Origin of the sequence: Hymenobacter cellulosivorans (assembly GCF_022919135.1) — a bacterium.
Lineage (GTDB): Bacteria > Bacteroidota > Bacteroidia > Cytophagales > Hymenobacteraceae > Hymenobacter > Hymenobacter cellulosivorans.
In genome coordinates this window covers 680,163-700,888 of sequence record NZ_CP095049.1, presented here as the reverse complement: position 1 = coordinate 700,888, position 20,726 = coordinate 680,163, and the positions used below count along the sequence as shown (strand labels likewise).

The window sequence follows — 20,726 nt, the reverse complement described above, 5'->3', positions numbered from 1 at the left end:
GCTACATAATATGTGTGGAATCCGGGGCGCTATTTATCTTGCCTACTGATTGATACGCTTCAGTCGGACTATTGCCGCTTTATGAGTCGTTTTGCTTTTCGTGGTCTGCGTCATCTGCTGGGGCTAGTGCTCATGTGCTTCCTGATGTCGGTAAGCTGCCACCCGTACCGGATTCCTAACCCAACCGGCCCGCCCCAGCCTAAGGTGCGCAAGGCCAAAAAAGTGGAAAGCGAAGCCGCTGACGGCCGCGACATGAATGCCACGACGGAAGCCAAGCCCATAAAAAACAGCTACGACAAGAACGGCATCCTGAAAAAGCCCAAGTATAAAAACCGCCGGCTGAAGAAGAAGGTGGGCCAACGCAAGTTTTTGGGCATCCCGCTACCGTTCTAACTGCTTTTAAACACCTCAGGCAGGGAATTTTACGTACTGAAAGCCCCTCGGACTTAAGCCGTCGGGGCGCCGGGTAGTCTGCCTGTTCACGCTTTCCTTTTCCCGCTTCTTATGCGTCACGTCTTGCTTATTGTTGGGTTGGTACTGGGTATCAGCACGGCGGCTGCGGCCCAAACCGAGGACATGTACCCGGCCCGGAAGCGGGCCGAAAACCGCCGGGCCCTGCGCGACGCCCGCAAATTCAAGGGAGAATACAAAGACTCCCACTTGGCCGTCGACAAAACGGCTTTGAAACAAGGCGGAACCGGGCGGCCCCAGCAACCTAAAGACGGCCGCGAGAGTTATAAGTTTGATAAAACCGGGGAACCCCGCGTTAGCGAACCAGCCCACGTTGGGCTGGGACTCCGCAAGAAAAAGAAAGCGACGAAAGAATAATCCCACCCGTATGAGTACTCCCTGGCTTCCCCTCACCGACGCTGCCCAACTCACCGACATCGTGCAAGAGTCGCACGAGCACCCGGTGCTGATTTTCAAGCACAGCACGTCCTGTTCTATTAGCGCCGCGGCCAAAAGCAAGCTGGAGCGCCAGTGGCCCGATGCCGACCTGGCCAACGCCACCATCTACTACCTGGACCTGCTGCGCTACCGCCCTATTTCCTCAGAAATAGCCAGCAAGTTTGGCGTGCGCCACGAGTCGCCCCAACTGCTGCTCATCCAAGACGGTGAGTGCCGCTTCGACGCCTCCCACATGGGCATCCGCCTCAGCGACGTGCGTGAGTTGGTGAAATAGGGAGATGGTGAAATGGTAAGTTCTATGTTCTGGCGGCGCACTAGTGCGCAGTCTAAACAACAACTCACCATCTCCCTATTTCATCACCCCACTACTCATAGAGGAACTGAACCTCCTGCCGGATTTCGGGGTTCAGACTTAGAGCCACCGGACAGGTGCGGGCCGCGTTTTCGAGCACGGCCCGCTCTTTGTCTGACAGGGTCGTCGGCATGCGGAAGGTTATGTCAATCTGCGCGATGCGCCGCGGCTCGGGGGCCATGTGTTTCTGCACCTCGAAGCTAACCCCAGTTAGGTCCAGCTGCTGCCGTTCTGCTACGATGCCCATGATGGTCATCATGCAGGTTCCCAGCGCGGCACTGACCAGATCGGTAGGCGAAAATGATTCGCCCCGGCCATGGTTATCGACGGGCGCATCGGTGAAGATGGTGGTGCCGGAAGCGGTGTGAACGGCTTCGGTACGCAGGTTCCCGGTGTAGCGGGCAGTGGCAGTGCTCATAGTCAGAAAGTTGGCGACACATTGCCAGCAAATTTACGTACTTTAGATGGTAGGGCCCTCGGGCCCCTTTTTCGCGGTTTATTTTCACTCGTTTAGCTCCTCGCTCCCGTGCGCAACCTCTATCCATTCGGTCTTAGCTTGTTGGCCCTGCTCGGGGCGGCGTCTGCGGCGCAGGCACAGGTATCCGAGGACCCATCCTACCGCAAGGAATTTACCTACGGCATCAATTTTAACACCCGCGGCGGCCTCATCGGCGGCGTGGCCGTGCGCTCTACCCGGGTGCTGGACGAGAAATGGTCCCGCTTCTGGGGAGTGGAAGGTGTGGAAGTGAAGCACCCCAAAGAACAGCGCGTGCTCAATCAGAATTCGGGCGGTTCTTTCGTGTTTGGCAAGTCCAACTACTTATTTGTGCTGCGGCCGTCCTACGGAATGCAGCGGGTTATTTTCCGTAAGGCCCCCGAATCGGGCGTGCAGGTAAATGCCCTGGTAGGCGCTGGCCCGTCGATTGGCCTGCTGATGCCTTACTACATCTACTACGACTACACGGTGCGGGAAAACCGGCCCGGCGCGCCGATACAGGAAGACATCCGCAGCGAGCAGTATGACCCGGCCGTCAACTCCGCGGACTCCCGTATTCTGGACCGGGCTCCTATCTTCTCGGGTGCCAACGAAACCAAGGCCCGCATCGGTGGTCACCTGCGCGGCGCCCTGAGCTTCGAGTACGGCCGCTACCGCGACGCAGTGGCGGGTATCGAAACCGGTTTTCTGTTTGAGCTATACCCCAAGGAGCTCACCATCCTGCGGGCCCCGAATATCAGTGATGCGACCTTGAACACCAACTTTTTTCCCTCGGTGTATCTGACACTGTACATCGGGCACCGGAGCTAAGCCACCGACTCATTTTTTTACCGCGAATTTGGACTTTTCTGGCGCTCGGGTGTTACTACCCCGACGGCGGAAAAGTCCTTCGTTTTTTACCCATCTCCCTGGGATGGTACTCATAACTGCTAACTGACTGCTACCTTTGTAGTATGGATGACTTGTTGTTGACTTTACCTATCATTCAAGCTGAAACGGCCGCTCCGGCGGTGCCAGCCAAGCCCCGGAAACCGGACTGGCTGCGTGTGAAGCTGCCGGTAGGACCCGAATATGCCAAAGTGCGCCGCTTGGTAGACGAGCATAAGCTGCACACCATCTGCGAAAGCGGCAACTGCCCCAACATGGGTGAGTGCTGGGGAGCCGGTACCGCTACGTTTATGATTCTGGGCAACGTGTGCACGCGTTCCTGCTCGTTTTGCGCCGTAGCCACGGGCCGCCCCAACGAATACGATACCGACGAGCCCCGGCGCGTGGCCGAGGCCATTCAGCTCATGGGCGTGAAGCACGCCGTAATTACCAGCGTAAACCGCGACGAACTCAAGGACCGTGGCGCCAGCATCTGGCTCGAAACCGTGGTCCGCATCAAGGAGTTGAGCCCGGCTACGACTATCGAAACCCTGATTCCGGACGTGAAAGCCAACTGGGCCGCGCTGGAAACAATGATTGCCGGTGGTCAGGAAGTAGTGTCGCACAATGTGGAAACTGTGGGCAGCCTCTACCGCCTCGTGCGGCCCCAGGCCAAGTACGACCGGAGCCTGGAGCAGATCCGCCGGACTAAGGAAGCCGGTAAGCGCACCAAGTCGGGTATCATGCTGGGACTGGGCGAAACCAAGGAGGAAATGTACCAGGCCATGGACGACCTAGCCGCTAACGGCCTCGACATCCTGACGCTGGGCCAGTACCTGCAGCCTACCAAGCGCCACATCGAAGTCGCCGAGTTTATCCACCCCGACCTGTTCGCACACTACCGCGAGGAAGGCCTGCGCCGCGGCTTAAAGTACGTGGAAGCCGGTCCGTTGGTACGTAGCAGCTACCACGCTGAACGCCACGTCAACGTGCCGATTTAATTCAGTTGGGTTTCTTCTGAAAAAGAAAAAGCGCGGCTCCCATCTGGGGGCCGCGCTTTTTATTGCTAAATCGGGGTACTAGCGCTGGGCTTGGCTGTTACGGCCATCCGTGGGGGGGTAGTTCCCCAGTACGCTGCCCACGATGCGGTATACTTCGGGCTCGGAAATGGTGCGGTTGTCAATCTGCGCCTCACCCTGGCCACGCCATGCCAGCTCTTTACGCTTGGCGTCCACGATGTCAATAATGACAGTGCCTTCCTTATACTCCGACACCGAGTTCATGCCGCGGCCGTAGCCACCGTAGCCGTAGTACCCGTAGCCGAATGGCGAGTACGGATAGTTTACGCGCTGTTTGTCTTCTACTTTGGCGCTGTAGGCCACGTAGATGTCAGGGTTCTTTTCAACCTGGGTTAAGCCTTTACGGCCCATTTCGGCTTCAACGGCCGAGCGCATCCGCTTGTCGAAGAAAGATTCGTAGCCCTTAGCTGGGCCGCCTTCCGTGTCAACGGTTTGCTGCGGATACCAGGCCCAGGTTTTGTAGGCCCGGAAATTAACAGAGTGGTCAAAATCAGAAGAAACACCCACGTGCGAAGTGGCGCAGCTAGTGGCTCCCAGCAAGAGGGAAAGGCCTACAGCAACCATTGCTACCGGGCGGGTAAAGAAGCGGGATATACGGTTCATCGTCGTTAATCAAATAGTTGAGAGAAGAACCCTCATAGCGAGAATCAGCTGAAAACGCTGGCTGAAATGCCCCGCCTTCCGGGTCTGGTAATTAAACGTTGGGAGGCCAGCCAACGTTCCCAAAGTAGTCGGCTTGCAGCATATCCTGCAGAAGAAATTTTATAGGAAAATTCCTTTTAGCCTTGAAATAGCCCTATCTTAACCGACCTAACGACCTGATATGAACAAACCACTACTTTACTTCTTTGGCCTCACGGCTCTGGCTTCCTGCAGCACCGCCGGTGAGTCAGCTACTTCTACCCGCCCCAACCGCACGCCCGTGGCGTATAACACCGTGGTAGAGTGCACACTATATGACGGCATGAACAAGCAGTCGACCCAGCTAATGACTATTGGCTCCGGGATGGAGGTGCAGGTAATGGACACCGTGGATGCCTACTTCGTGAAGGCCCGCGTAACCAAGGATGGTAAGCCTCTGACCGGCTACATGTACCGCACCTGCTTCCCGCAGCGTTAGGCTATTTCCAAGTCTGCCGCTGGGCTTCACACCCGCTTGCAAACCCCAAACAAAAAGAGCCGCCCCGAAAGGAGCGGCTCTTTTTATGTTGTACCAGACCTTAGTACGATGGGCCTTTGTCGGTAGCCACCAGCTTCTCTTCCTGGTCGGCGTACTCTTCCAGCGGGGTGCAGGAGCAGATCAGGTTACGGTCGCCGTAGGCCGAGTCGATGCGCGACACGGTGGGCCAGAACTTGGCGGCGCGCACGTACTCTAGCGGGTACACGGCCTGCTCGCGTGAGTAGGGGCGGGTCCACTCGTGGGTCAGCACCGTAGCGGCCGTGTGCGGAGCGTGCTTGAGCACGTTGTCCTTGGCATCAGCCTTGCCCGACTCTACGGCGGCAATTTCCTTGCGAATGGAAATCATGGCGTCGATGAAGCGGTCCAGCTCCTCCTTGCTTTCCGACTCGGTGGGCTCCACCATCAAGGTTCCAGCCACGGGGAATGACACGGTAGGGGCGTGGAAGCCGTAATCCATCAGGCGCTTGGCAATGTCCTCGACCTCAATGCCGGCCTTTTTGAACTGGCGGCAGTCGAGAATCATTTCGTGGGCACAGCGGCCGTTGGCACCGGTGTAAAGCACGGGGTAGTGCTCTTCGAGGCGGGCTTTGATGTAGTTGGCGTTCAGAATAGCCGTTTCTGTAGCTGCCTTCAGCCCCTCGCCGCCCATCATCGAAATGTAGGCGTAGCTGATGGGCAGAATGCTGGCCGAGCCCCAGGGTGCCGAAGAAACGGCGCCAGTGGCTTTTTCGTGACCCACTTCCACCACCACGTGGCCGGGCAGGTAGGGAGCCAGATCAGCGACTACGCCGATAGGGCCTACGCCGGGTCCGCCGCCGCCGTGCGGGATGCAGAAAGTTTTGTGCAGGTTTAGGTGGCACACGTCTGCCCCGATGGTGGCGGGCGAGGTGAGGCCCACCTGGGCGTTCATGTTGGCACCGTCCATATACACACGGCCGCCGTACTGGTGAATCGTCTCGCAGATGTCGATGATGGTTTCCTCGTACACGCCGTGGGTGCTGGGGTAGGTTACCATCAGGCAGCTCAGGTTGTCGGCGTGCTGGGCGGCTTTGGCCTTGAGGTCTTCCACGTCGATGTTGCCTTCCTCGGTGCTTTTCACCACTACCACCTGCATGCCGGCCATGACGGCCGAAGCGGGGTTAGTGCCGTGGGCCGAAGCCGGAATCAAGGCGATGTTGCGGTGACCCTGGCCGTTGCCTTCGTGGTACGCCCGAATCACGAGCAGACCGGCGTACTCACCCTGGGCACCCGAGTTGGGCTGTAGGCTGACGGCGGCAAAGCGCGTTACCTCGCAAAGCCAGGCTTCCAGATCCTCGAAAATCTGCTGGTAACCCTGGGCCTGCTCGCGCGGGGCAAAGGGGTGGAGGCTACCGATTTCGGGCCAGGTCACCGGAATCATTTCGGCGGTGGCGTTGAGCTTCATCGTGCACGAGCCCAGCGGAATCATGGAGTGAGCAAGGCTCAAATCCTTGTTTTCCAACTGCTTCATGTAGCGCAGCATCTCGTGCTCGGAGTGGTGCGTGTTGAAGATGGGGTGGGTCAGGTACTCCGAGGTGCGCACCAGGTTCTTGGGCCAGGTCAGCTCTACTTCCTCAGGAATTTCCACGGCTTCAGCGGCCGACTTGCCCAGTACCTTGGCAAACACGGCCACGATGAAGGCTACGTCGGAAGCTTCGGTGTTCTGGTGCAGGGAAATGCCCACGTTCGACTCACCGAAGTAGCGGAAGTTGATGCCGGCAGCTTCAGCTTCGCGCTTCACGGCTTGCTGCAACTCGGCGCTTTCCAGCTGGATGTTGAGCGTATCGAAGTAGAACTCGTTGGCTTGCTCCAGGCCCAAGGCCTTCAGCTCTTTTTCCAGCAGTTGGGTCAGGGCGTGGATGTTGGCGGCAAACTGGCGGATGCGCTGCGGACCGTGGTAGACGGCAAACATACCGGCCAGCACCGACAAGAGTACCTGGGCGGTGCAGATGTTGGAAGTGGCTTTTTCACGGCGGATGTGCTGCTCCCGGGTTTGCAGGGCCATGCGGTAGGCCTTGTTGCCGGCCGCGTCGATGCTTTGGCCGATGATGCGGCCGGGAATGACGCGCTTGAAGGCGTCTTTGGTCGCCAGGAAGCCGGCGTGGGGGCCGCCGTAGCCCATCGGTACGCCGAAACGCTGGGAGTTGCCCACGCAGGCGTCGGCGCCTAGCTCGCCAGGAGGCGTGAGCAGGGTCAGAGCCATCAGATCAGCGGCTACGGTCACGAAGATGCCTTTGTCGTGGGCCTTGCTGATAAAGTCTTTATAGTCGAAAATCTGGCCGTCGGCGGCAGGATACTGCAACAGGGCACCAAACAAGGTGTCGTCCGAGAGGTCCACCGAGCGGTGGTCACCCACGACCAGCTCAATGCCCAGCGGGGTAGCGCGGGTGCGCATCAAATCGATAGTCTGAGGCAGCACAAGGTCCGAAACGAAGAAGCGCGAGGCGTTTTTCTTCTTGCTCTGGCTGTGGAACATGTGCATGGTCTCGGCGGCGGCAGTGCCTTCGTCGAGCAGGCTGGCGTTGGCAATTTCGAGGCCGGTGAGGTCAATTACCATCGTCTGGTAGTTGATCAGCGCCTCGAGGCGGCCTTGGGCAATTTCGGCCTGGTAGGGCGTGTAAGCCGTGTACCAGCCCGGATTCTCCAGGATGTTGCGCTGGATTACGCCGGGCAGGGCCGTGTCGTGGTAACCCAGGCCGATGTAGTTCTTGTAGATCTTATTCTTACTGGCAATGCCTTTGAATTTCGCCAAAAAAGCCCGCTCCGTGAGGGCAGCGGGCAGGTTCAACTCGCGCTTGAGCCGGATGGCGGCGGGCACTGTTTCGTCGATGAGCTGCTCGACCGAGTCTACTCCGATGGTGCGGAGCATAGCGGCCACTGCCTCGGCATCCGGACCGTTATGGCGGTCCACAAATACGTCGGCGGGCTTGGTTTTCAGAATCATAGAAAAGGGCTAGAAATGGCAGGGGAAATGCCCGATGGGAGGGTGGGGCACACAAAGGTAAGATGAAAAGGTGAGGCCGCCTTACGGCAAAAGGGCTAGTTTTACCCGAATTCCTTCCTACCCAAGTTGCTACCACCCAACCCCAAACCCATGCGAAAAGTTACCCTTGGCATTATCTGCGAAGGCAAAAATCCGCCGGATAAACGCGTGCCCCTGACCCCGAAGAAGTGCGTGGAAGCCCAAACCACCTTTCCTGGCCTGACCATCGTGGTGCAGGAAAGCCCTGTGCGCAGTTACTCCGACCAGGAATACCGCGACCTGGGCATTCAGGTCAGCCCCGACGTAAGCCAGTGCGACATCCTGATGGGCGTCAAGGAAGTGCCGGTGGCTCAGCTGATTCCGGATAAAACGTATATGTTTTTTTCGCACACGGTGAAAAAGCAGCCCGCCAACCGGGAGTTGCTGCGGGCCGTGCTACGCAAGAACATTACCCTGATTGACTACGAACTACTCACCAACGGCAACGGGGAGCGGATTGTGGCTTTCGGGCGCTACGCTGGCATCGTAGGCGCCTATAATGGGCTGCTGAGCTACGGCCGCAAACACGATTTGTACCGCCTCAAGCCCGCCTACCAGTGCGTCGACATGGACGACATGCAGGAGGAATTTTTCAAAGTCAAAAAGCTGCCGCCTATCAAGATTGCCGTAACCGGCTCGGGCCGGGTAGCCCAGGGCGCGTTGGAGGTGCTGGACCGTATGGGCATCCGCCGGGTGAGCGTGTACGACTATCTGTACCTGGATTTTAAGGAGCCCGTGTACGCCCAGTTGCGCAGCTCCGACTACAACGCCCGCCTCGACGGCCGGGTGTGGGATACGCCCGACTTTCACCGCAACCCGCACTTATACAAAAGTACCTTCGACAAGTTTTTGCCCGTCACCGACCTGCTCATTGCCTGCGCCTACTGGCACCCGACGGCACCCAAGCTCTTCACGGAGGAAGACACCCGCCAGCCTAGCTTCCGCATCAATACCATAGCCGATGTGACCTGCGACGTAAACGGCTCCATTCCGTGCACTAAGCGCAGCAGCAGCATTCAGCACCCGCTGTTCGACTACAACCCCCAGACCGGAGAGCTGGAGGAGCCCTGTTCTCGCCCCGGCAACATTACCATGATGGCCGTGGATAATCTGCCCTGTGAGCTGCCCCGCAACGCCTCCCGGGACTTTGGCCGCCAGCTGCTCGATACGGTGTTCCCTCACCTGCTCAGTGACGATGCCGACGAGGTTATCGAGCGGGCTACTATTGTCCGCGGCGGCCAGCTCACCGAGCGGTACCTCTACCTGAGCGACTATGTGGCGGATTAGGGTTTGACCACCGAAAAGCAAAAAAGGCCTGCTGTCAAGCAGGCCTTTTTGTGGTTTAGCGTGAGCAGTCTTACACGCCGTTGAGGACTGGGTACTTGGCCTGCACTACCTGATAAACGCCATAGCCCACCAATCCCAACGCCACGATGCCTAGAACGCCCGGGCCCATAGAGCTCAGCAGGTCGAAGGCGCCTTCGGTGTCGTTGACTTCGCTGGCGTTGGAGTGGCGGGCAGCCTGCACGAAGAAGTAACCGATAATAGCCATAACGATGCCCCGGGCCGTGTAGCCCACCTGCCCGGTGCGGTACACAATCTGTTGCTGGTTGGCAGGCAATTGACTGGAATTTACGTGCTTGGCAAACTTGCCGGAGTACGCCCGCCAGATCTGGTAAATGCCCGTGCCGATAATGAACAAGCCAATAGCGCCCACCAGCCAGGGACCGTACGACTGCTCCAGCAGTGTAGCCACCATCGACTGCTTGGAGTTGCCGCGGCCGCCGCTGCTGCTGACGGCCGTGTTTTGCCAGGCGGCTTTACCGGCGTAAAAAGCCAGGGCCACATAAAACAAGCCGCTGGCCGCGTAGCCAATGCGCCGGGCAATGCCTTTGGCTCCATGGCCTTTGTTTTCGGTGTCGCGCAGGGCTTGGGTGAAGCGCCAGATGACGTAACCGGCCAGGCCCAGCGCAATCAGGCCTAGTAAAAACCGGCCCATGGGCAAATCCTGAATAGTTTGAACCGCCTGCTGCTTGTCGGCAGTTTTGCCGCCTCGCATGCCCGTGGCCGCCAGCAGTGCCAAAATGCCCATCGTTATATACACGGCTCCTTTGGCCGCAAACCCAAACCGGGCTAGGGTGCGAATGCCCTGCGAAGGTGAAGCCTGAGGTAAAACGGAAGAAATTGAAGTCATAGCAGTCGAGTTTAGGTGCGGATGAGGCTAGTGCTTACGCATCAGTTGCTGTTTGGGTACACTAGTCCCTTTACCTCTCTATAGCTGCTGCTTGTGCAGGCCCATAATACCAGTGGGCTGAAACGGCTGGGCACCCCGCGCCAGTAAGGCCTGATTCTCCGCAATATCGAGCGTCAGGATAGTCTTGCCCTGAGCCGTTGCATGGCGCAGGAGGCGGTCCAGATTGCCGTCTGGGGCGGCATACGGAACAAAGAACTGATCCGCCATATCCGCAATGAGCAGGTTGCGAATATCAGCCGTTTCCTGGGTTACGGTCTGAATTTCGGGTTCGAAAGGCGTGACGAACAGCAAATGGCCGGCCTCGATTTCGAGCCCGTATTCTAGGTGCAAATTGGGCTGAATGCCTCGCCCCAGGGCATAGACTATAGGCTGCTCGGGGCCCTGCAGCAGATAGCGAAAAACCGTTTGCTCCAGCATCGAGTGAAAGCCCGACACGATACAATGGCCCTGAGTCCGCTGCTCGAGGGCCCACCGGTATGTAGGCTGTTCGACGGCGGCCGGATACTGGCGCGAACAAAAAAAGGCGGTTTTGAGCAAATCAAGCAGCGCCAGATTGCCCAGCGTGCGCAGTTCTTCAGGAGCAATAGGCATAGGATTCAGCAGTGAAGTCCACGGAGTATGGGTTTTATACTGCTTATGATTGTTAAAGTACTATATATTATTGGTCTTGTCACAAAAAAAGCCTCTGTCTCCCAGTATCTGGCAGACAGAGGACTTATACGAACGAGCTCAGTTATTCTTAAAGATGCCTAGCTCTCTTCGATAACCCTATTACCAGTGCCTGCTGTTGGTCAGCAGCACGGCTAGGGCTACCACCAAAGTGCCTACCCCGGCCCCGAACCCAGCAACAGCTTTACCGAGCTTCTTATTTTTGGCCTGCCGCTGGTAGCCGCGTACGTAGTCGGGGTTTTTCAGCAGATTCGGGTCGGGTGCAGTCAGGTTATACTCCAGCGGACGAACGTTGCCTACCACTACTCCCGTCACGAGCCCGGCCATGGGGTTGAGCAGCGTAGCACCATACGTACCCCAGAAAGCCCCGGGCGCCCGAAAATATTTCCGGGCATCGGCCGCGCCGCGCTGCATGGCTTCCTGCCGGGAGAGCTGCATGGCGCTGCTAGTAGCCACCGGGTGCTGAATCACTTCCCGGGTACCATTGGCATAGCGTAGCATAAAAACGTCGGCGGAAGCTATGCGCAGCGTGTCGGTACTGGGTGGGTCGAGGTGGACGTAGTGGATGGTATCGGGACTCACCGTCAGGATTTTGGCTTTGATTTCTTCGCCGTTGGTGCGTAGGATGGCGTCGTGCTGGGCAAAGGCCGCCGGGCTGAGCATCCAGCCCAGAAGGATGAGCATGAAGCGCCTGACGACCGGGTGCAGTGAATAAGTGAACATTAGATAAGCAGTTAGTTACGACGAGAGTTAAAGCCGAATAACAAGCTGAAGCGGGCCCCGCCGTTGCCGGGTACCACCGCAAAATTCACCGGGAAATTGACCCCGTGGGAGCGGAAGCTGGTGCCCACGGCCAGCACGATGCTGGCACTGAGCGGCGACACGTTGGGGCCCAGGCCAAACTCCAGCCCTTTCGGACCCCGGATGCCCACCAGGGCGTTCAGGCTTGGCACAAACTTGTTTTGTTCCAGGCCCCCAATCAAAGGTACCAGCTCCACCAGGCCCGAGGTCCCGTTGGGCAAGCGGAAAATACGGGTTTCAAACTGCCAGCCAAACTGGGTCAGAAAAGGCTTAACGCTGTACTCCGACCGGGCCCGGTCGGCTACGCCGCCGGCCAGCACCGTCACCCCGATTCGCGGTCCGCCCAGGTGCACTTCCTCGTAAGCCGATTCCTCGTCGCCAGGTACTGTGGCTCCCGAAGGCGGGGCAGTTTTGCCCGGAGTAGGGCCCGTGGGCACCGTTGTGGCACCAAACAATTCCTTGGTACCGTTGGCGTAGCGAATCATGAACACATCGGCTTTACGCACGATAATCAGAGGCCCATCCAGATAATCGAAGCGCTTGTAATGTACCTCAGTGGGGGTGATTTCCAGCACCTTCACCTGAACCTCCTCCCCATTCTGTTTGGTGAGTACGTCCTGGGCCTGGGCAGCCAGAGCCAACAGCCCGAAAAAGAGCGTGAGTAGAATACGTTGCATAGCGTGGCGAAAAGGAGGGGTGTGTGTACTGGAAAGATGCAGGAATAATCTGGACGGTTGTCAGCCACCTTTTTCCGTTGGTAGATTTTTAAATTTAAGTTAGTTTGTGTGTATAATACTGATTGTGAGAATGTTTTGCATTGATAATTTGACTTTGTAGATTTATCGTAATCTTCGCTGTACCTCATGGATGACCTACGTACTACCCTGGCTACCTTTTCGGCGGAAGACCGGAAGGATTTCGGCCGGTTTATTCAGCGCCAGCGCAAAAAACAGAAGGGCCGTATGGACTCGCGCCTGTATGAGCTGCTGTTGCATCAAAAAGAATATGACACCGACGAGCTGGTAGCCCGCCTCTACCCGGAAGAGCCCAACACGGTGGCGTACTACGCCTTGCGCAAGCGCCTTATGCGCCACGTCACCGACTTTTTGCTGCTGCGCCAGCGCCAGCAAGATCCTACGGCGGCTTCCTCGGTGCGGGGGCAGCTTACCCTGGCCCAGTACCTGTTTGAGGCTGGCATTCCGCGTTTAGCCTGGCTTACGCTGCGCAAAGCCGAGAAGCAGGCCCAGACCAATGAGCAGTATGAGCTGCTCAACACGATTTATAACTTGCAGATAGCTCAGGCCGACAGCGAATACGCCGAGGATCTGAATGACATCATCAAGCGGCGCAACCTCAACAAAAAGGCCGCCGACGAAGAGGAGCGGGCCGGTATTGCGCACAGCCTCATCCGGCAGCGCCTGCGCGAAGCCCGGGTGCGGGGCCGCGCCGGCGAGTCCTTCGACGGTATCATGCAGGAAGTGCTGCGCGAGTACGACCTGCAGGAAGCCTTTGCCCGCCGTCCGTCGTTGCTCTACCGGCTCATGGCCATTGCCCGCAGCGCCATGCTGGCCCGCCGCGACTTTGCCTCCTTCACACCCTTCGTGATTCGGTGCTACAAGCTCATGGAAAAGCGCCACGGCTTTGCCTCGGCCCACCGCTACTACCAGCTCAGCCTGCTCTACATGATTGCGCATGGGCTGTACCGCACGCGCCGCTTCACCGAGTCCATTGAGTATCTGGAGCAGCTGCGGACAGCGCTCTACGCCGGTCCGCGCGGGCATTACGCCGATTTTGTGCCCAAGCACACGTTTTTGCTGGCCGCCAACTACGCTTTTCTGCGCCGCAACACTGAGAGTATTCAGTTGCTGGAAGAAGTACTCAAAGGCCGTGACGTGGTCCTGAATCCGCGCGACCAGCTCACGGCCCGGTTGGGGTTGGGCTTTCACTACTTCGCCGAAGGCAAGTTCAGCAAAACCAACCAAGTGCTCATCGGCATCGGGCGCTCCGACAGGTGGTGCGAGCAGCAGATGGGGCTGGAATGGGTGTTTAACAAAAGCCTGGGCGAAATGCTGGTGCAGCTGGAAATGGGCAACCCCGACCTGGCCCTGAACCGGCTGCGGGCCATTGAGCGGGTGCTGCGCGAGCGACTCGGCGACGAGGGCGGCGACTACCACTACGTGCTCAGCTACCTGGGGCTGGTGCGCGAAATAATTGATGACCCCACTGCGCCCACCAAACCCGACTTCAAGGCCCGGATGGAAGCCCTGCCCGATTTTCTGCCCCTGGAGCGCGAAGATCTGCACGCTATGAGCTTCTATGCCTGGCTTAAGTCCCGCGCCGTGGGCCGGCCCTACTATGACGTGCTGCTGGAGCTATCGGCTACGGCGGCTCAGTAAGGTGCATCCCCTCGAAAGACAAAAAAGCCCGTGCTGTGGTAGCACGGGCTTTTTTGTATGTAAAAAGATAGTCGAAACTACTGCTTGGGAGCTTCTTCTACCAGTTTGTCGGCCTCTTTGTCTACTACAACAGCCGTGTCGCCAGCCTCGGGAGCCATGTCAGCTTTTACTTCGCCAGCAGCGTTGGCCGTAGCGTCAGCAGCATTTTCAGTGGTGGTAGCAGCATCAGAAGCAGCGCTTTCAGCCGTAGCTTCGGCGTTTTCCTGGGTCTTCTCCGAGCAGGAAGTGGTGGCAAACATGGCGCAGGCAGCGGCGGCAACAAACAGGGCTTTGAAGGACATTTTCATGGCTAAGTGGAGTTAAATTAAAAGTTTAAGTGTGCCTTGATACGGGTTGAGTTTAAAAGTAACCCAACAGTTTTTAGAAAAATGACCTAAAACTTGCGAGTACACCCAACCGTAGTTGGGTCACGTTTTGCCTCAACCCTTACTATTTTGCCCGTCGTGCCATCCTTTGCCCGTATACTGCTGCTGTGCTGCCTGACCAGCTCTTTATCCGGCCTGGCCCAAAGCCGGGGGCGGAACGACGGGTTTCAGCGACGGGACGGCGGCATGTTTATTATTCGCAACGGCGCGCCCCGGCCCATGACCCGCGACGTGCACCTGCCCAACGGCCGCGTCATCACCCGGGACGGTTTTGTGGTAGCCCGCGACGGCCGCCGCACCGAGCTGGCGGAAGGCAAAGGCTGCGACCTGGCTGGCAATGTCGTTCAGGTGACGGGCGAGGTGGGCGGGCCACTGCGACTGGCAGCAGTTCCCCGGCCTGCCGCTTCCGCCGTGAGGGCGCCTATATCAGCAGAGGCCTATTTGCGGCAGCTAGTCAACGGCGGCAAGCGGCGGGGCTGGGGCCATCAGAAGAAGGGCAAGCACGGTAAGGGAAAGCACAAAAAGCACGACCACTAGCAGGGGGCTTCTCGGTTTCTATTCTACCGGGTCCCCATCCTCATCGATGTAGAATGTGCGCCCCTTCTGGGTCACGCGGGCCTTGCCGTCGGCAAAGTCGCTGGCGCTGCTGTAGCGGCCGAACGGCTTGGTGTCGGCCTCGGGGCTGCGCAGGTAGCTTTTCCGGATGAAGGTGTACCCATCGGCCAGCCGTACCCGGGCTAGGCCGTCGTGGAAGGAATAGGCTTCCCGGAACAGTTTGGGGTTCTGCGCGGGTGTGTCGGGGCCCTGGATGTAAAACCAGCCCCGGTAGTCGAGCACGGCCGCGTAGCCTTCGGCAAAGTCCAGGGCATTATAATAGTAGTGGTCAAACTCTTGCCCATCCTCATCCAGGAAAGTATAGGTGTCGCCTACCCGCACCCGGGCGTAGCCTTCCCGGTATGGGTTCAGCGCATCGTAGGTAGGAGGCAATACTTCCTGACCGTTCTTGCCGATAAAGCCAAAAGCCCCGCTCTGCTCAACCACGGCCTGGCCGTCGATAAAGTCGCTGATGCTGCTGTAGCGGGCGGGAACCAGCGTGTCGCCGTCGGCCTCCAGTAGGCCCCACCGACCATGCTCTGTAAAGCGGGTGGGTGGCCCGGCCATCAGTGACTTCACACCGCCTACTACTAAGGCTACGGCCAGTACGCCGGTGCCTAGGGCCGCCAGGCGCGGCAGCCGGCGGCGCCACGCCCGCACTTGCCGGAAGCCTGCCCGAATCGTTGGGTGGAGTGGGGTAGGGGCGGGGCTGCTAGCTGACGAGTAGCCCGGGGCTGCCGGACTGGAAATTGGGGCTGCCTGCAGGCGTTGCATCAACTGTTCCAGCTGCTGGATTTTGGCGTCTAGCTCCCGGTTGCGGGCTTCCGATTCGGCCCGGGAAGCCAGAATAGCTGCGTCCAGGGCCTCTTTCTCCCGATTTTCCACGGCTAGCCGCTCCTGCAGTCGGGCGGCTTCGGAGGCTACAGGCGGAGCCGTGGCCAGCTGCTGGCGTAGCTGTGCAATGCTTTTCTCCCGTTCTGCCTCCCGCGCTTCCATGGCCCGTAGCTGCGTGGCCAGTTCTTGCTGCATAGAGGCCTGCAGGCGCTCCAACTCCTGCTTTTCGTGGTTGCGGGCGGCTAAGGTCTTTTCGGTGTAGCCGTACGGGGCTTCGTCCAGGTCAGTCACGTCTTCGGCGCCCAGCCACCGCCACAGCTGCGCGGCTTTCTGCTGCAGAAAGCCGCCCGCCGTCGGAGCAATGGGTTCGTCAGAGAGTGCGTCGGCAGGTTCCTCTTCCGGCTCGGGCGCAGCGGCAGCCGAAGTAGAGTCGGCACTGGGAGCCAGCTCGGCGGCCAGATGTTCTAGGTCGGCCGCCGTCAGGTCAATTTCGGGGGTAGCCAGCTGGGCCAGGCGGCGAGTGAAGCGGCTGGGGTCGGCCAGAAGCTGGAAATTGTTGGCGGCGGGTACCGCACTCATCCGCTCTTCTACTTCGGGTCCAAACGTCACCGGCTCCCCGAACAGCAGTAGTCCGCTGATAAAGTTCAGATTGGCTTGGCCGGCGTGTAAATGAGGCCTCAACAGTTGGTCTAACGCATTTTTTTGCTGCAAGAACTGCTGAAATGGGTTGTCGGCAGCAGCGGCTCCGGTCAGCGGGGCGCCGTTGAGCTGCCAGGCGGCGTGGGCAAAGTCGCGGATGGTAAGCCGGCCGCCCCGGGGCTCAAGCACCAGAATCGTAATCAGGTGGGGGCGCAGCACTACGGCATCCAGCGCCTCGCCTTCCGCCCCGGGCACGTTGCCCAGCAACAGGGTGGGGGGCGAATTCGGCTCGGCGGCCAACGCGGCGCGGACGGCCTCAAATTGCTCCCGCCGGGCGGAATCGGAAAAAGAACCCAGAAGGAAAACGTGCAGCATAAATTGGAAAGCGGCTTGGCCAAGCCAAATACAGGGCCGGGCGGGTTGTACGCAGCCGGCTCGACCTTGGTGACTTAACTTTTCTGGAAAAAAGCCAGTATAGCAGGGAATATCTTCCGCTTTATTCGCTTTACCCATGGACTCCACTGCGCCCACGCCCCAGAATACTCCCACGCCCACGGTTCCCCTGGACGTGACCGACCAGCAAAATTCTGCCCTGCTCGACGATACGCTAGCGTTGCTCAACAACGGCGTGCCCGAGAAGGCTGACCAGCGCGGACTAGGCGAAATCGACCGGTGGCAAGAAGTACTGCGCGCTTCCGAGCGGCCGGGGCTGGCCAAAATTATCCAGGAATTGGCTACGTTGAACGAGCAGCTTAGCACCCCCGATACTGCCGCCCACGACATTGCCGAAACCCTGGCTACGCTGGGAGCCGAAACCGTTAAGGTGGCTGACGAAACCTCCGACGACTACAGCGGCCCGCTCACCCAGCTGGGCAAGCTCCTCATTAAAATGGGTTCTTCACTTTCCCGCTAGTTCCGGATTGCTACCCCAACCAAAAGCCTCCGCCAAACACTGGCGGAGGCTTTTGGTTGTTAGGCGCACCCCCGGCAAAGTTGCTCGGCAATGGCCAATACCAGACGGGGACCCCGTACTTTTGCGCCTTCATTCTTTCGTGCCGCTTATGTCTGCCACCACGCCCGACCTCTCGCTCTACGACCCGTTTACGGGCATGCGCTTCGCCCAGCACTGCTTCCTGTGCGGCACGCCCACGCCCGCCCCGTCCGACTCGGTGCTGGTATTTGACCGGTGGTTGCTGGAGCGCTACCAGCTGACGGATCTGCAGATCAAGCTGCTCGACCAGAGTGTGTTGGCTTACCCCGAGCTGCGTATGCCCTGCTGCGCCGAGTGCCGGCAGCAGTACGTGGAGCCGCTGGAGCAAACCGTGGCCCAGGCCGTGCAGACCGGCGCGGTAGCCCTGCGCAGCCTCGATGAGAAAACGCTGTTTCTGTGGCTGGGCAAGATGTTTTACGGCGTGATGCTGCTGGAAATCCTCAATGAGCTGGACCCACTGGTGAAGCCGTTGTATCCGTTGGCCGAAAACACCCAGCTGCTACGCAAACTGCAGTGCTTTTTCCAGGTGTTTCAGGCCTTGCGCGTCCCTATTGTGTACGAAGACTTCACGCCGGCTTCAATTTTTATCCTCGAAACCGCCCCGCTCGAAGACACGATTCCTTTCGAATACGACGACGACTTGAGCACGATGACCTTCAGCATCAAGCTCGACGAGACGGTGCTGGTCAGCTGCCTGATCGACAATGGCTTACTACGGCAGGCTATGGGCCGGGTGTACCGGGATGCCCAGCGGCCCCTGCACCCCATTCAGATTGCCGAGTTTAAGGCTCGGGTCTACTACGGGGCGTATTTGCTGAACGTCGTGCCCGATTATTTTCCGCGCCCCGTACAGCCCGGCGACACCGAATTGGTGTTCGATACGCTGATTGACGACGTGACCCGCGAGATTTTCAACCCCTGGGAAAACTCGGCTTACGGTACCTCGCTGCAGGAAATGTGGAAACGGTGGCAGATTCCGTATACCGAAATCATGCGTGATGCCCGGCAGCCCCTAAGTTACCTGTACGACCAGGATGGGGAGCCACTAGTGCTGGAACGCTGGGAAGGTCTGACTGAGAAATAAGCCCGGAACAGGGCAAACACCACCAGGGACTACCACTCAATTGAGTTGCCTAGGTGGGACTAAAGCTACAGCTAATAAGCCGTTTAGCTGGCGCGCCACTGGGGCACGACCTTGGTGATTTTGACGTTTTTCCACATTTCGTCCAGGTTTTCCGACTTGGCGGCCAGGATATCCATGCAGTGGCGGTGCCGACGGTTCATCGTGTCGTGGATGATGTAGTTACCGTCGAGTTGAGGGGAAATTCCGGTTACGCGGACCGAGTCGCCAAAGTCAAACTCGCCACCCCACTTCTTAAGCAGGTCCCGGGACAAGGCCATCCAGCGCATCTTGCTGGAATGTCGTCGCGGAATGCGGGAATTATCGGCGGTAACGAAGGGCTCGGAGTCGGTTTGCCGGGCCTCGGCTTCGTAAATGGTGGCTGTAACCGTGTAAACCGGCAAGCGCCGGGGAGGACGCTGGGCAATAACCGGGGCCGAAACGAACGCTACTGTACGGGGGCTTAGGTGAGCAACAGTAGAAGGGAGAGCTGCGGAAAACATGGGTATGGGCCGCGGGGGAAACAGGAGGGTCAGTAGGACTAACGCAATAGACATGACGGTTAGGTTGGTGGACTCTTCTTCAGACCCGAAGAGAATGGGTTGCCTATATGGAAGGCGGGCAAGATGGGGTTAACTCCCATTGGGGCAAAAAGGTTGCCGCTTGAGAGAATAAGCTCAGCAAATGGGGTATGAATATAGACTAAAGTAATAAATAGTATTGTAAAACAAATAAAAGATAAGCGCTTAAGCAAGCTGCACTGCAAAAAGTACCAATCCTGACCTGCCAGAAGATAAACCCCGGAGGCAGCCAGTCGTAAGTAATAGTTCAGTTCTTAAGCCGATTAGGCTGCTCTTATTCCTTACCAAAACCCTAGAATTCTTTTTTATGTCCACTTTTTCGTACCGCACACTGCGGCCTTGGAGCTGTACGCTCTTACTGGCTACCTTAGCTGCCAGTTGTTCTTCCCCCAGCGCATCCGACGGTAGCTCAACCAACGCTACTGCTACCGATTCGACGGCAACTGGTACGGTGGCCACTCCGGCCAACTCTCCCCTGCAGGTAGTAGCCGAGTTTCGGGAGCCCCAGATTGTAGGTGTCGCTGTGCTGCCCGATGGCCGCGTGTTTGGCGACTTCCCGCGTTGGGACGACAATCCCGTAGCACCCATTGCTGAAATCGGGACGGACGGCTCCGTGAAGCCTTATCCGGATGCCAACTGGTGCCTGTGGAACGAAACGACCCGCAACGAGCCCCAGAAACACTGGATTTGCCCCCAGAGCGTCCACGCCGACAAAACCGGTATGCTCTGGGTTCTCGACCCCGCCTCGCCCGGTTTGAAAGCCACAGTGCCTGGTGGGCCGAAGCTGGTTAAGATTGACCCCAAGACGAATAAGGTGGTGCAAAATATCAGCATCCCCGAAAGCGTGGCCTCACGCAAGTCCTACCTCAACGACGTGCGCATCGACACCCAGAACAACTACGCCTACGTCACCGAGTCGGGGGTTGGCAGTCTGGTGGTGGTTGATTTAAAATCGGGCAAGGCGCGTAAACTGTTGGCTATGCATCCCTCTATGATGGGCGACACGACGCTCAATATCAAAGCCGACGGCCACGAAATGATTGATGCCACTGGCAAACGGGCCCGCTTCAACGCCGACGGAATTGCCCTGAGCCAGGATGCGCAGTACCTCTACTGGAAGCCGCTGACCAGCTACAAGCTCTACCGCATCAAGACCGAAGTTCTGCGCAATGCTGCTTTGACCGATGCGCAGTTAGCCCAGCAGATCGAAGATTTAGGTCAGGTGCCGGCCTGCGACGGAATGGAAATCGATGCTGCCAATAATCTGTACATGACCACTTTTGAGGATCATTCTATCAAACGCCGGACGCCAGCGGGTAAAATCGAAGTTGTAGTGCAGGACCCGCGGCTTGAGTGGCCGGATACGTTTGCCTTCACCGCCGATGGCACGATGTACGTCACGGCTTCCGCTATTCATAAAACGCCCACCTGGAATAAAGGAGTCGGCAAGCAGGATCAGCCCTACCGGATTTTTAAAATGGCTCTGCCAAAATAATAAC

At 58.3% G+C, this 20,726-nt stretch carries 21 protein-coding genes and 1 pseudogene; 12 read left to right on the top strand and 10 right to left on the bottom strand.

All coding sequences use genetic code 11. From position 1 onward, the window contains the following. The first annotated feature begins 81 nt into the window (after positions 1-81). The 3 genes from MUN80_RS03045 to ytxJ all read left to right on the top strand — a co-directional run bounded on the left by MUN80_RS03045 (position 82) and on the right by ytxJ (position 1,183). Positions 82-393, top strand: a complete 312-nt coding sequence (locus MUN80_RS03045; protein ID WP_244719474.1) for a hypothetical protein — start codon at positions 82-84, stop codon at positions 391-393. A 111-nt stretch (positions 394-504) separates the two neighbouring features. Continuing rightward, positions 505-828, top strand: a complete 324-nt coding sequence (locus MUN80_RS03040) for a hypothetical protein (RefSeq protein WP_244719472.1) — start codon at positions 505-507, stop codon at positions 826-828. Between the two features lie 10 nt (positions 829-838). Next, positions 839-1,183: a bacillithiol system redox-active protein YtxJ gene (ytxJ, locus tag MUN80_RS03035; protein WP_244719470.1), complete on the top strand. Its 345-nt coding sequence runs from the start codon at positions 839-841 to the stop codon at positions 1,181-1,183. Positions 1,184-1,274: 91 nt separating this feature from the next. Here the strand turns inward: ytxJ and MUN80_RS03030 are convergent, their stop codons facing one another. Beyond that, complete coding sequence (locus MUN80_RS03030; protein WP_244719468.1) at positions 1,275-1,679, bottom strand: OsmC family protein; 405 nt, start codon at positions 1,677-1,679, stop codon at positions 1,275-1,277. Positions 1,680-1,787: 108 nt separating this feature from the next. Between MUN80_RS03030 and MUN80_RS03025 the strand changes: the two genes are divergently transcribed. Both MUN80_RS03025 and lipA read left to right on the top strand, forming a co-directional pair. Further along, positions 1,788-2,567, top strand: a complete 780-nt coding sequence (locus MUN80_RS03025) for a hypothetical protein (RefSeq protein ID WP_244719466.1) — start codon at positions 1,788-1,790, stop codon at positions 2,565-2,567. A 155-nt stretch (positions 2,568-2,722) separates the two neighbouring features. Continuing rightward, positions 2,723-3,625: a lipoyl synthase gene (gene lipA, locus MUN80_RS03020; RefSeq protein WP_375373982.1), complete on the top strand. Its 903-nt coding sequence runs from the start codon at positions 2,723-2,725 to the stop codon at positions 3,623-3,625. 78 nt (positions 3,626-3,703) lie between these two features. Here lipA and MUN80_RS03015 read toward each other — a convergent pair whose 3' ends face one another. Continuing rightward, entirely contained in the window at positions 3,704-4,306 is a 603-nt protein-coding gene (locus tag MUN80_RS03015) for a DUF4136 domain-containing protein (RefSeq protein ID WP_244719462.1), read from the bottom strand. 220 nt (positions 4,307-4,526) lie between these two features. Between MUN80_RS03015 and MUN80_RS03010 the strand changes: the two genes are divergently transcribed. After that, complete coding sequence (locus MUN80_RS03010) at positions 4,527-4,823, top strand: hypothetical protein (protein ID WP_244719459.1); 297 nt, start codon at positions 4,527-4,529, stop codon at positions 4,821-4,823. A gap of 100 nt (positions 4,824-4,923) precedes the next feature. On the opposite strand, the gene gcvP is transcribed toward MUN80_RS03010, so the two are convergent. Beyond that, positions 4,924-7,845 carry an aminomethyl-transferring glycine dehydrogenase gene (gene gcvP / locus MUN80_RS03005; RefSeq protein ID WP_244719455.1) on the bottom strand — a complete coding sequence of 974 codons (2,922 nt, stop codon included), beginning with the start codon at positions 7,843-7,845 and terminating at the stop codon, positions 4,924-4,926. A gap of 150 nt (positions 7,846-7,995) precedes the next feature. On the opposite strand from gcvP, the gene MUN80_RS03000 reads away from it, so the two are divergent. Next, a complete protein-coding gene (locus MUN80_RS03000; RefSeq protein WP_244719452.1) occupies positions 7,996-9,210 on the top strand; it encodes an NAD(P)-dependent oxidoreductase in 1,215 nt (404 codons plus the stop codon). 70 nt (positions 9,211-9,280) lie between these two features. Here MUN80_RS03000 and MUN80_RS02995 read toward each other — a convergent pair whose 3' ends face one another. From MUN80_RS02995 to MUN80_RS02980, 4 genes and pseudogenes are all read right to left on the bottom strand, one after another. Continuing rightward, complete coding sequence (locus MUN80_RS02995; protein WP_244719449.1) at positions 9,281-10,117, bottom strand: DUF1206 domain-containing protein; 837 nt, start codon at positions 10,115-10,117, stop codon at positions 9,281-9,283. 78 nt (positions 10,118-10,195) lie between these two features. Next, a pseudogene (locus tag MUN80_RS02990) lies at positions 10,196-10,786 on the bottom strand (DNA-processing protein DprA); the annotation flags it as partial. Between the two features lie 162 nt (positions 10,787-10,948). After that, the gene (locus MUN80_RS02985) at positions 10,949-11,569 is read right to left on the bottom strand and encodes a hypothetical protein (protein WP_244719443.1); all 621 of its coding nucleotides are present in this window, start codon (positions 11,567-11,569) and stop codon (positions 10,949-10,951) included. Between the two features lie 11 nt (positions 11,570-11,580). Beyond that, complete coding sequence (locus MUN80_RS02980) at positions 11,581-12,324, bottom strand: hypothetical protein (RefSeq protein WP_244719440.1); 744 nt, start codon at positions 12,322-12,324, stop codon at positions 11,581-11,583. 186 nt (positions 12,325-12,510) lie between these two features. Here MUN80_RS02980 and MUN80_RS02975 point away from each other — a divergent pair, with 186 nt between their 5' ends. Next, entirely contained in the window at positions 12,511-14,043 is a 1,533-nt protein-coding gene (locus tag MUN80_RS02975; protein WP_244719437.1) for a hypothetical protein, read from the top strand. A 77-nt stretch (positions 14,044-14,120) separates the two neighbouring features. Here MUN80_RS02975 and MUN80_RS02970 read toward each other — a convergent pair whose 3' ends face one another. Next, positions 14,121-14,390, bottom strand: coding sequence for a hypothetical protein (locus MUN80_RS02970; RefSeq protein ID WP_244719434.1), 270 nt, complete (start codon positions 14,388-14,390; stop codon positions 14,121-14,123). A gap of 156 nt (positions 14,391-14,546) precedes the next feature. Here MUN80_RS02970 and MUN80_RS02965 point away from each other — a divergent pair, with 156 nt between their 5' ends. After that, entirely contained in the window at positions 14,547-15,005 is a 459-nt protein-coding gene (locus MUN80_RS02965; RefSeq protein ID WP_244719431.1) for a DUF6799 domain-containing protein, read from the top strand. 18 nt (positions 15,006-15,023) lie between these two features. On the opposite strand, the gene MUN80_RS02960 is transcribed toward MUN80_RS02965, so the two are convergent. Beyond that, on the bottom strand, positions 15,024-16,910 hold the full coding sequence (locus MUN80_RS02960) for a WG repeat-containing protein (protein WP_244719428.1): 1,887 nt from the start codon (positions 16,908-16,910) through the stop codon (positions 15,024-15,026). Positions 16,911-17,046: 136 nt separating this feature from the next. On the opposite strand from MUN80_RS02960, the gene MUN80_RS02955 reads away from it, so the two are divergent. Together MUN80_RS02955 and MUN80_RS02950 are read left to right on the top strand one after the other, a co-directional pair. Next, a complete protein-coding gene (locus MUN80_RS02955) occupies positions 17,047-17,448 on the top strand; it encodes a hypothetical protein (protein WP_244719425.1) in 402 nt (133 codons plus the stop codon). 148 nt (positions 17,449-17,596) lie between these two features. After that, positions 17,597-18,610, top strand: a complete 1,014-nt coding sequence (locus tag MUN80_RS02950) for a hypothetical protein (RefSeq protein WP_244719422.1) — start codon at positions 17,597-17,599, stop codon at positions 18,608-18,610. A gap of 83 nt (positions 18,611-18,693) precedes the next feature. Here MUN80_RS02950 and MUN80_RS02945 read toward each other — a convergent pair whose 3' ends face one another. Further along, positions 18,694-19,203 (bottom strand): RlpA-like double-psi beta-barrel domain-containing protein, encoded by a 510-nt coding sequence (locus MUN80_RS02945; protein ID WP_244719419.1) that lies wholly within the window; start codon positions 19,201-19,203, stop codon positions 18,694-18,696. A 331-nt stretch (positions 19,204-19,534) separates the two neighbouring features. Here MUN80_RS02945 and MUN80_RS02940 point away from each other — a divergent pair, with 331 nt between their 5' ends. Further along, on the top strand, positions 19,535-20,722 hold the full coding sequence (locus tag MUN80_RS02940) for an SMP-30/gluconolactonase/LRE family protein (protein WP_244719416.1): 1,188 nt from the start codon (positions 19,535-19,537) through the stop codon (positions 20,720-20,722). Positions 20,723-20,726 lie beyond the last annotated feature (4 nt).

What these genes read in the sequence shown, in the direction of transcription:
- MUN80_RS03045 (WP_244719474.1), top strand. Translation starts at nt 82, where the DNA reads ATGAGTCGTTTTGCTTTTCGTGGTCTGCGTCATCTGCTGGGGCTAGTG.
- MUN80_RS03040 (WP_244719472.1), top strand. Translation starts at nt 505, where the DNA reads ATGCGTCACGTCTTGCTTATTGTTGGGTTGGTACTGGGTATCAGCACG.
- ytxJ (WP_244719470.1), top strand. Translation starts at nt 839, where the DNA reads ATGAGTACTCCCTGGCTTCCCCTCACCGACGCTGCCCAACTCACCGAC.
- MUN80_RS03030 (WP_244719468.1), bottom strand. Translation starts at nt 1,679, where the DNA reads ATGAGCACTGCCACTGCCCGCTACACCGGGAACCTGCGTACCGAAGCC.
- MUN80_RS03015 (WP_244719462.1), bottom strand. Translation starts at nt 4,306, where the DNA reads ATGAACCGTATATCCCGCTTCTTTACCCGCCCGGTAGCAATGGTTGCT.
- MUN80_RS03010 (WP_244719459.1), top strand. Translation starts at nt 4,527, where the DNA reads ATGAACAAACCACTACTTTACTTCTTTGGCCTCACGGCTCTGGCTTCC.
- gcvP (WP_244719455.1), bottom strand. Translation starts at nt 7,845, where the DNA reads ATGATTCTGAAAACCAAGCCCGCCGACGTATTTGTGGACCGCCATAAC.
- MUN80_RS03000 (WP_244719452.1), top strand. Translation starts at nt 7,996, where the DNA reads ATGCGAAAAGTTACCCTTGGCATTATCTGCGAAGGCAAAAATCCGCCG.
- MUN80_RS02995 (WP_244719449.1), bottom strand. Translation starts at nt 10,117, where the DNA reads ATGACTTCAATTTCTTCCGTTTTACCTCAGGCTTCACCTTCGCAGGGC.
- MUN80_RS02985 (WP_244719443.1), bottom strand. Translation starts at nt 11,569, where the DNA reads ATGTTCACTTATTCACTGCACCCGGTCGTCAGGCGCTTCATGCTCATC.
- MUN80_RS02980 (WP_244719440.1), bottom strand. Translation starts at nt 12,324, where the DNA reads ATGCAACGTATTCTACTCACGCTCTTTTTCGGGCTGTTGGCTCTGGCT.
- MUN80_RS02975 (WP_244719437.1), top strand. Translation starts at nt 12,511, where the DNA reads ATGGATGACCTACGTACTACCCTGGCTACCTTTTCGGCGGAAGACCGG.
- MUN80_RS02970 (WP_244719434.1), bottom strand. Translation starts at nt 14,390, where the DNA reads ATGAAAATGTCCTTCAAAGCCCTGTTTGTTGCCGCCGCTGCCTGCGCC.
- MUN80_RS02960 (WP_244719428.1), bottom strand. Translation starts at nt 16,910, where the DNA reads ATGCTGCACGTTTTCCTTCTGGGTTCTTTTTCCGATTCCGCCCGGCGG.
- MUN80_RS02955 (WP_244719425.1), top strand. Translation starts at nt 17,047, where the DNA reads ATGGACTCCACTGCGCCCACGCCCCAGAATACTCCCACGCCCACGGTT.
- MUN80_RS02950 (WP_244719422.1), top strand. Translation starts at nt 17,597, where the DNA reads ATGTCTGCCACCACGCCCGACCTCTCGCTCTACGACCCGTTTACGGGC.
- MUN80_RS02945 (WP_244719419.1), bottom strand. Translation starts at nt 19,203, where the DNA reads ATGTCTATTGCGTTAGTCCTACTGACCCTCCTGTTTCCCCCGCGGCCC.
- MUN80_RS02940 (WP_244719416.1), top strand. Translation starts at nt 19,535, where the DNA reads ATGTCCACTTTTTCGTACCGCACACTGCGGCCTTGGAGCTGTACGCTC.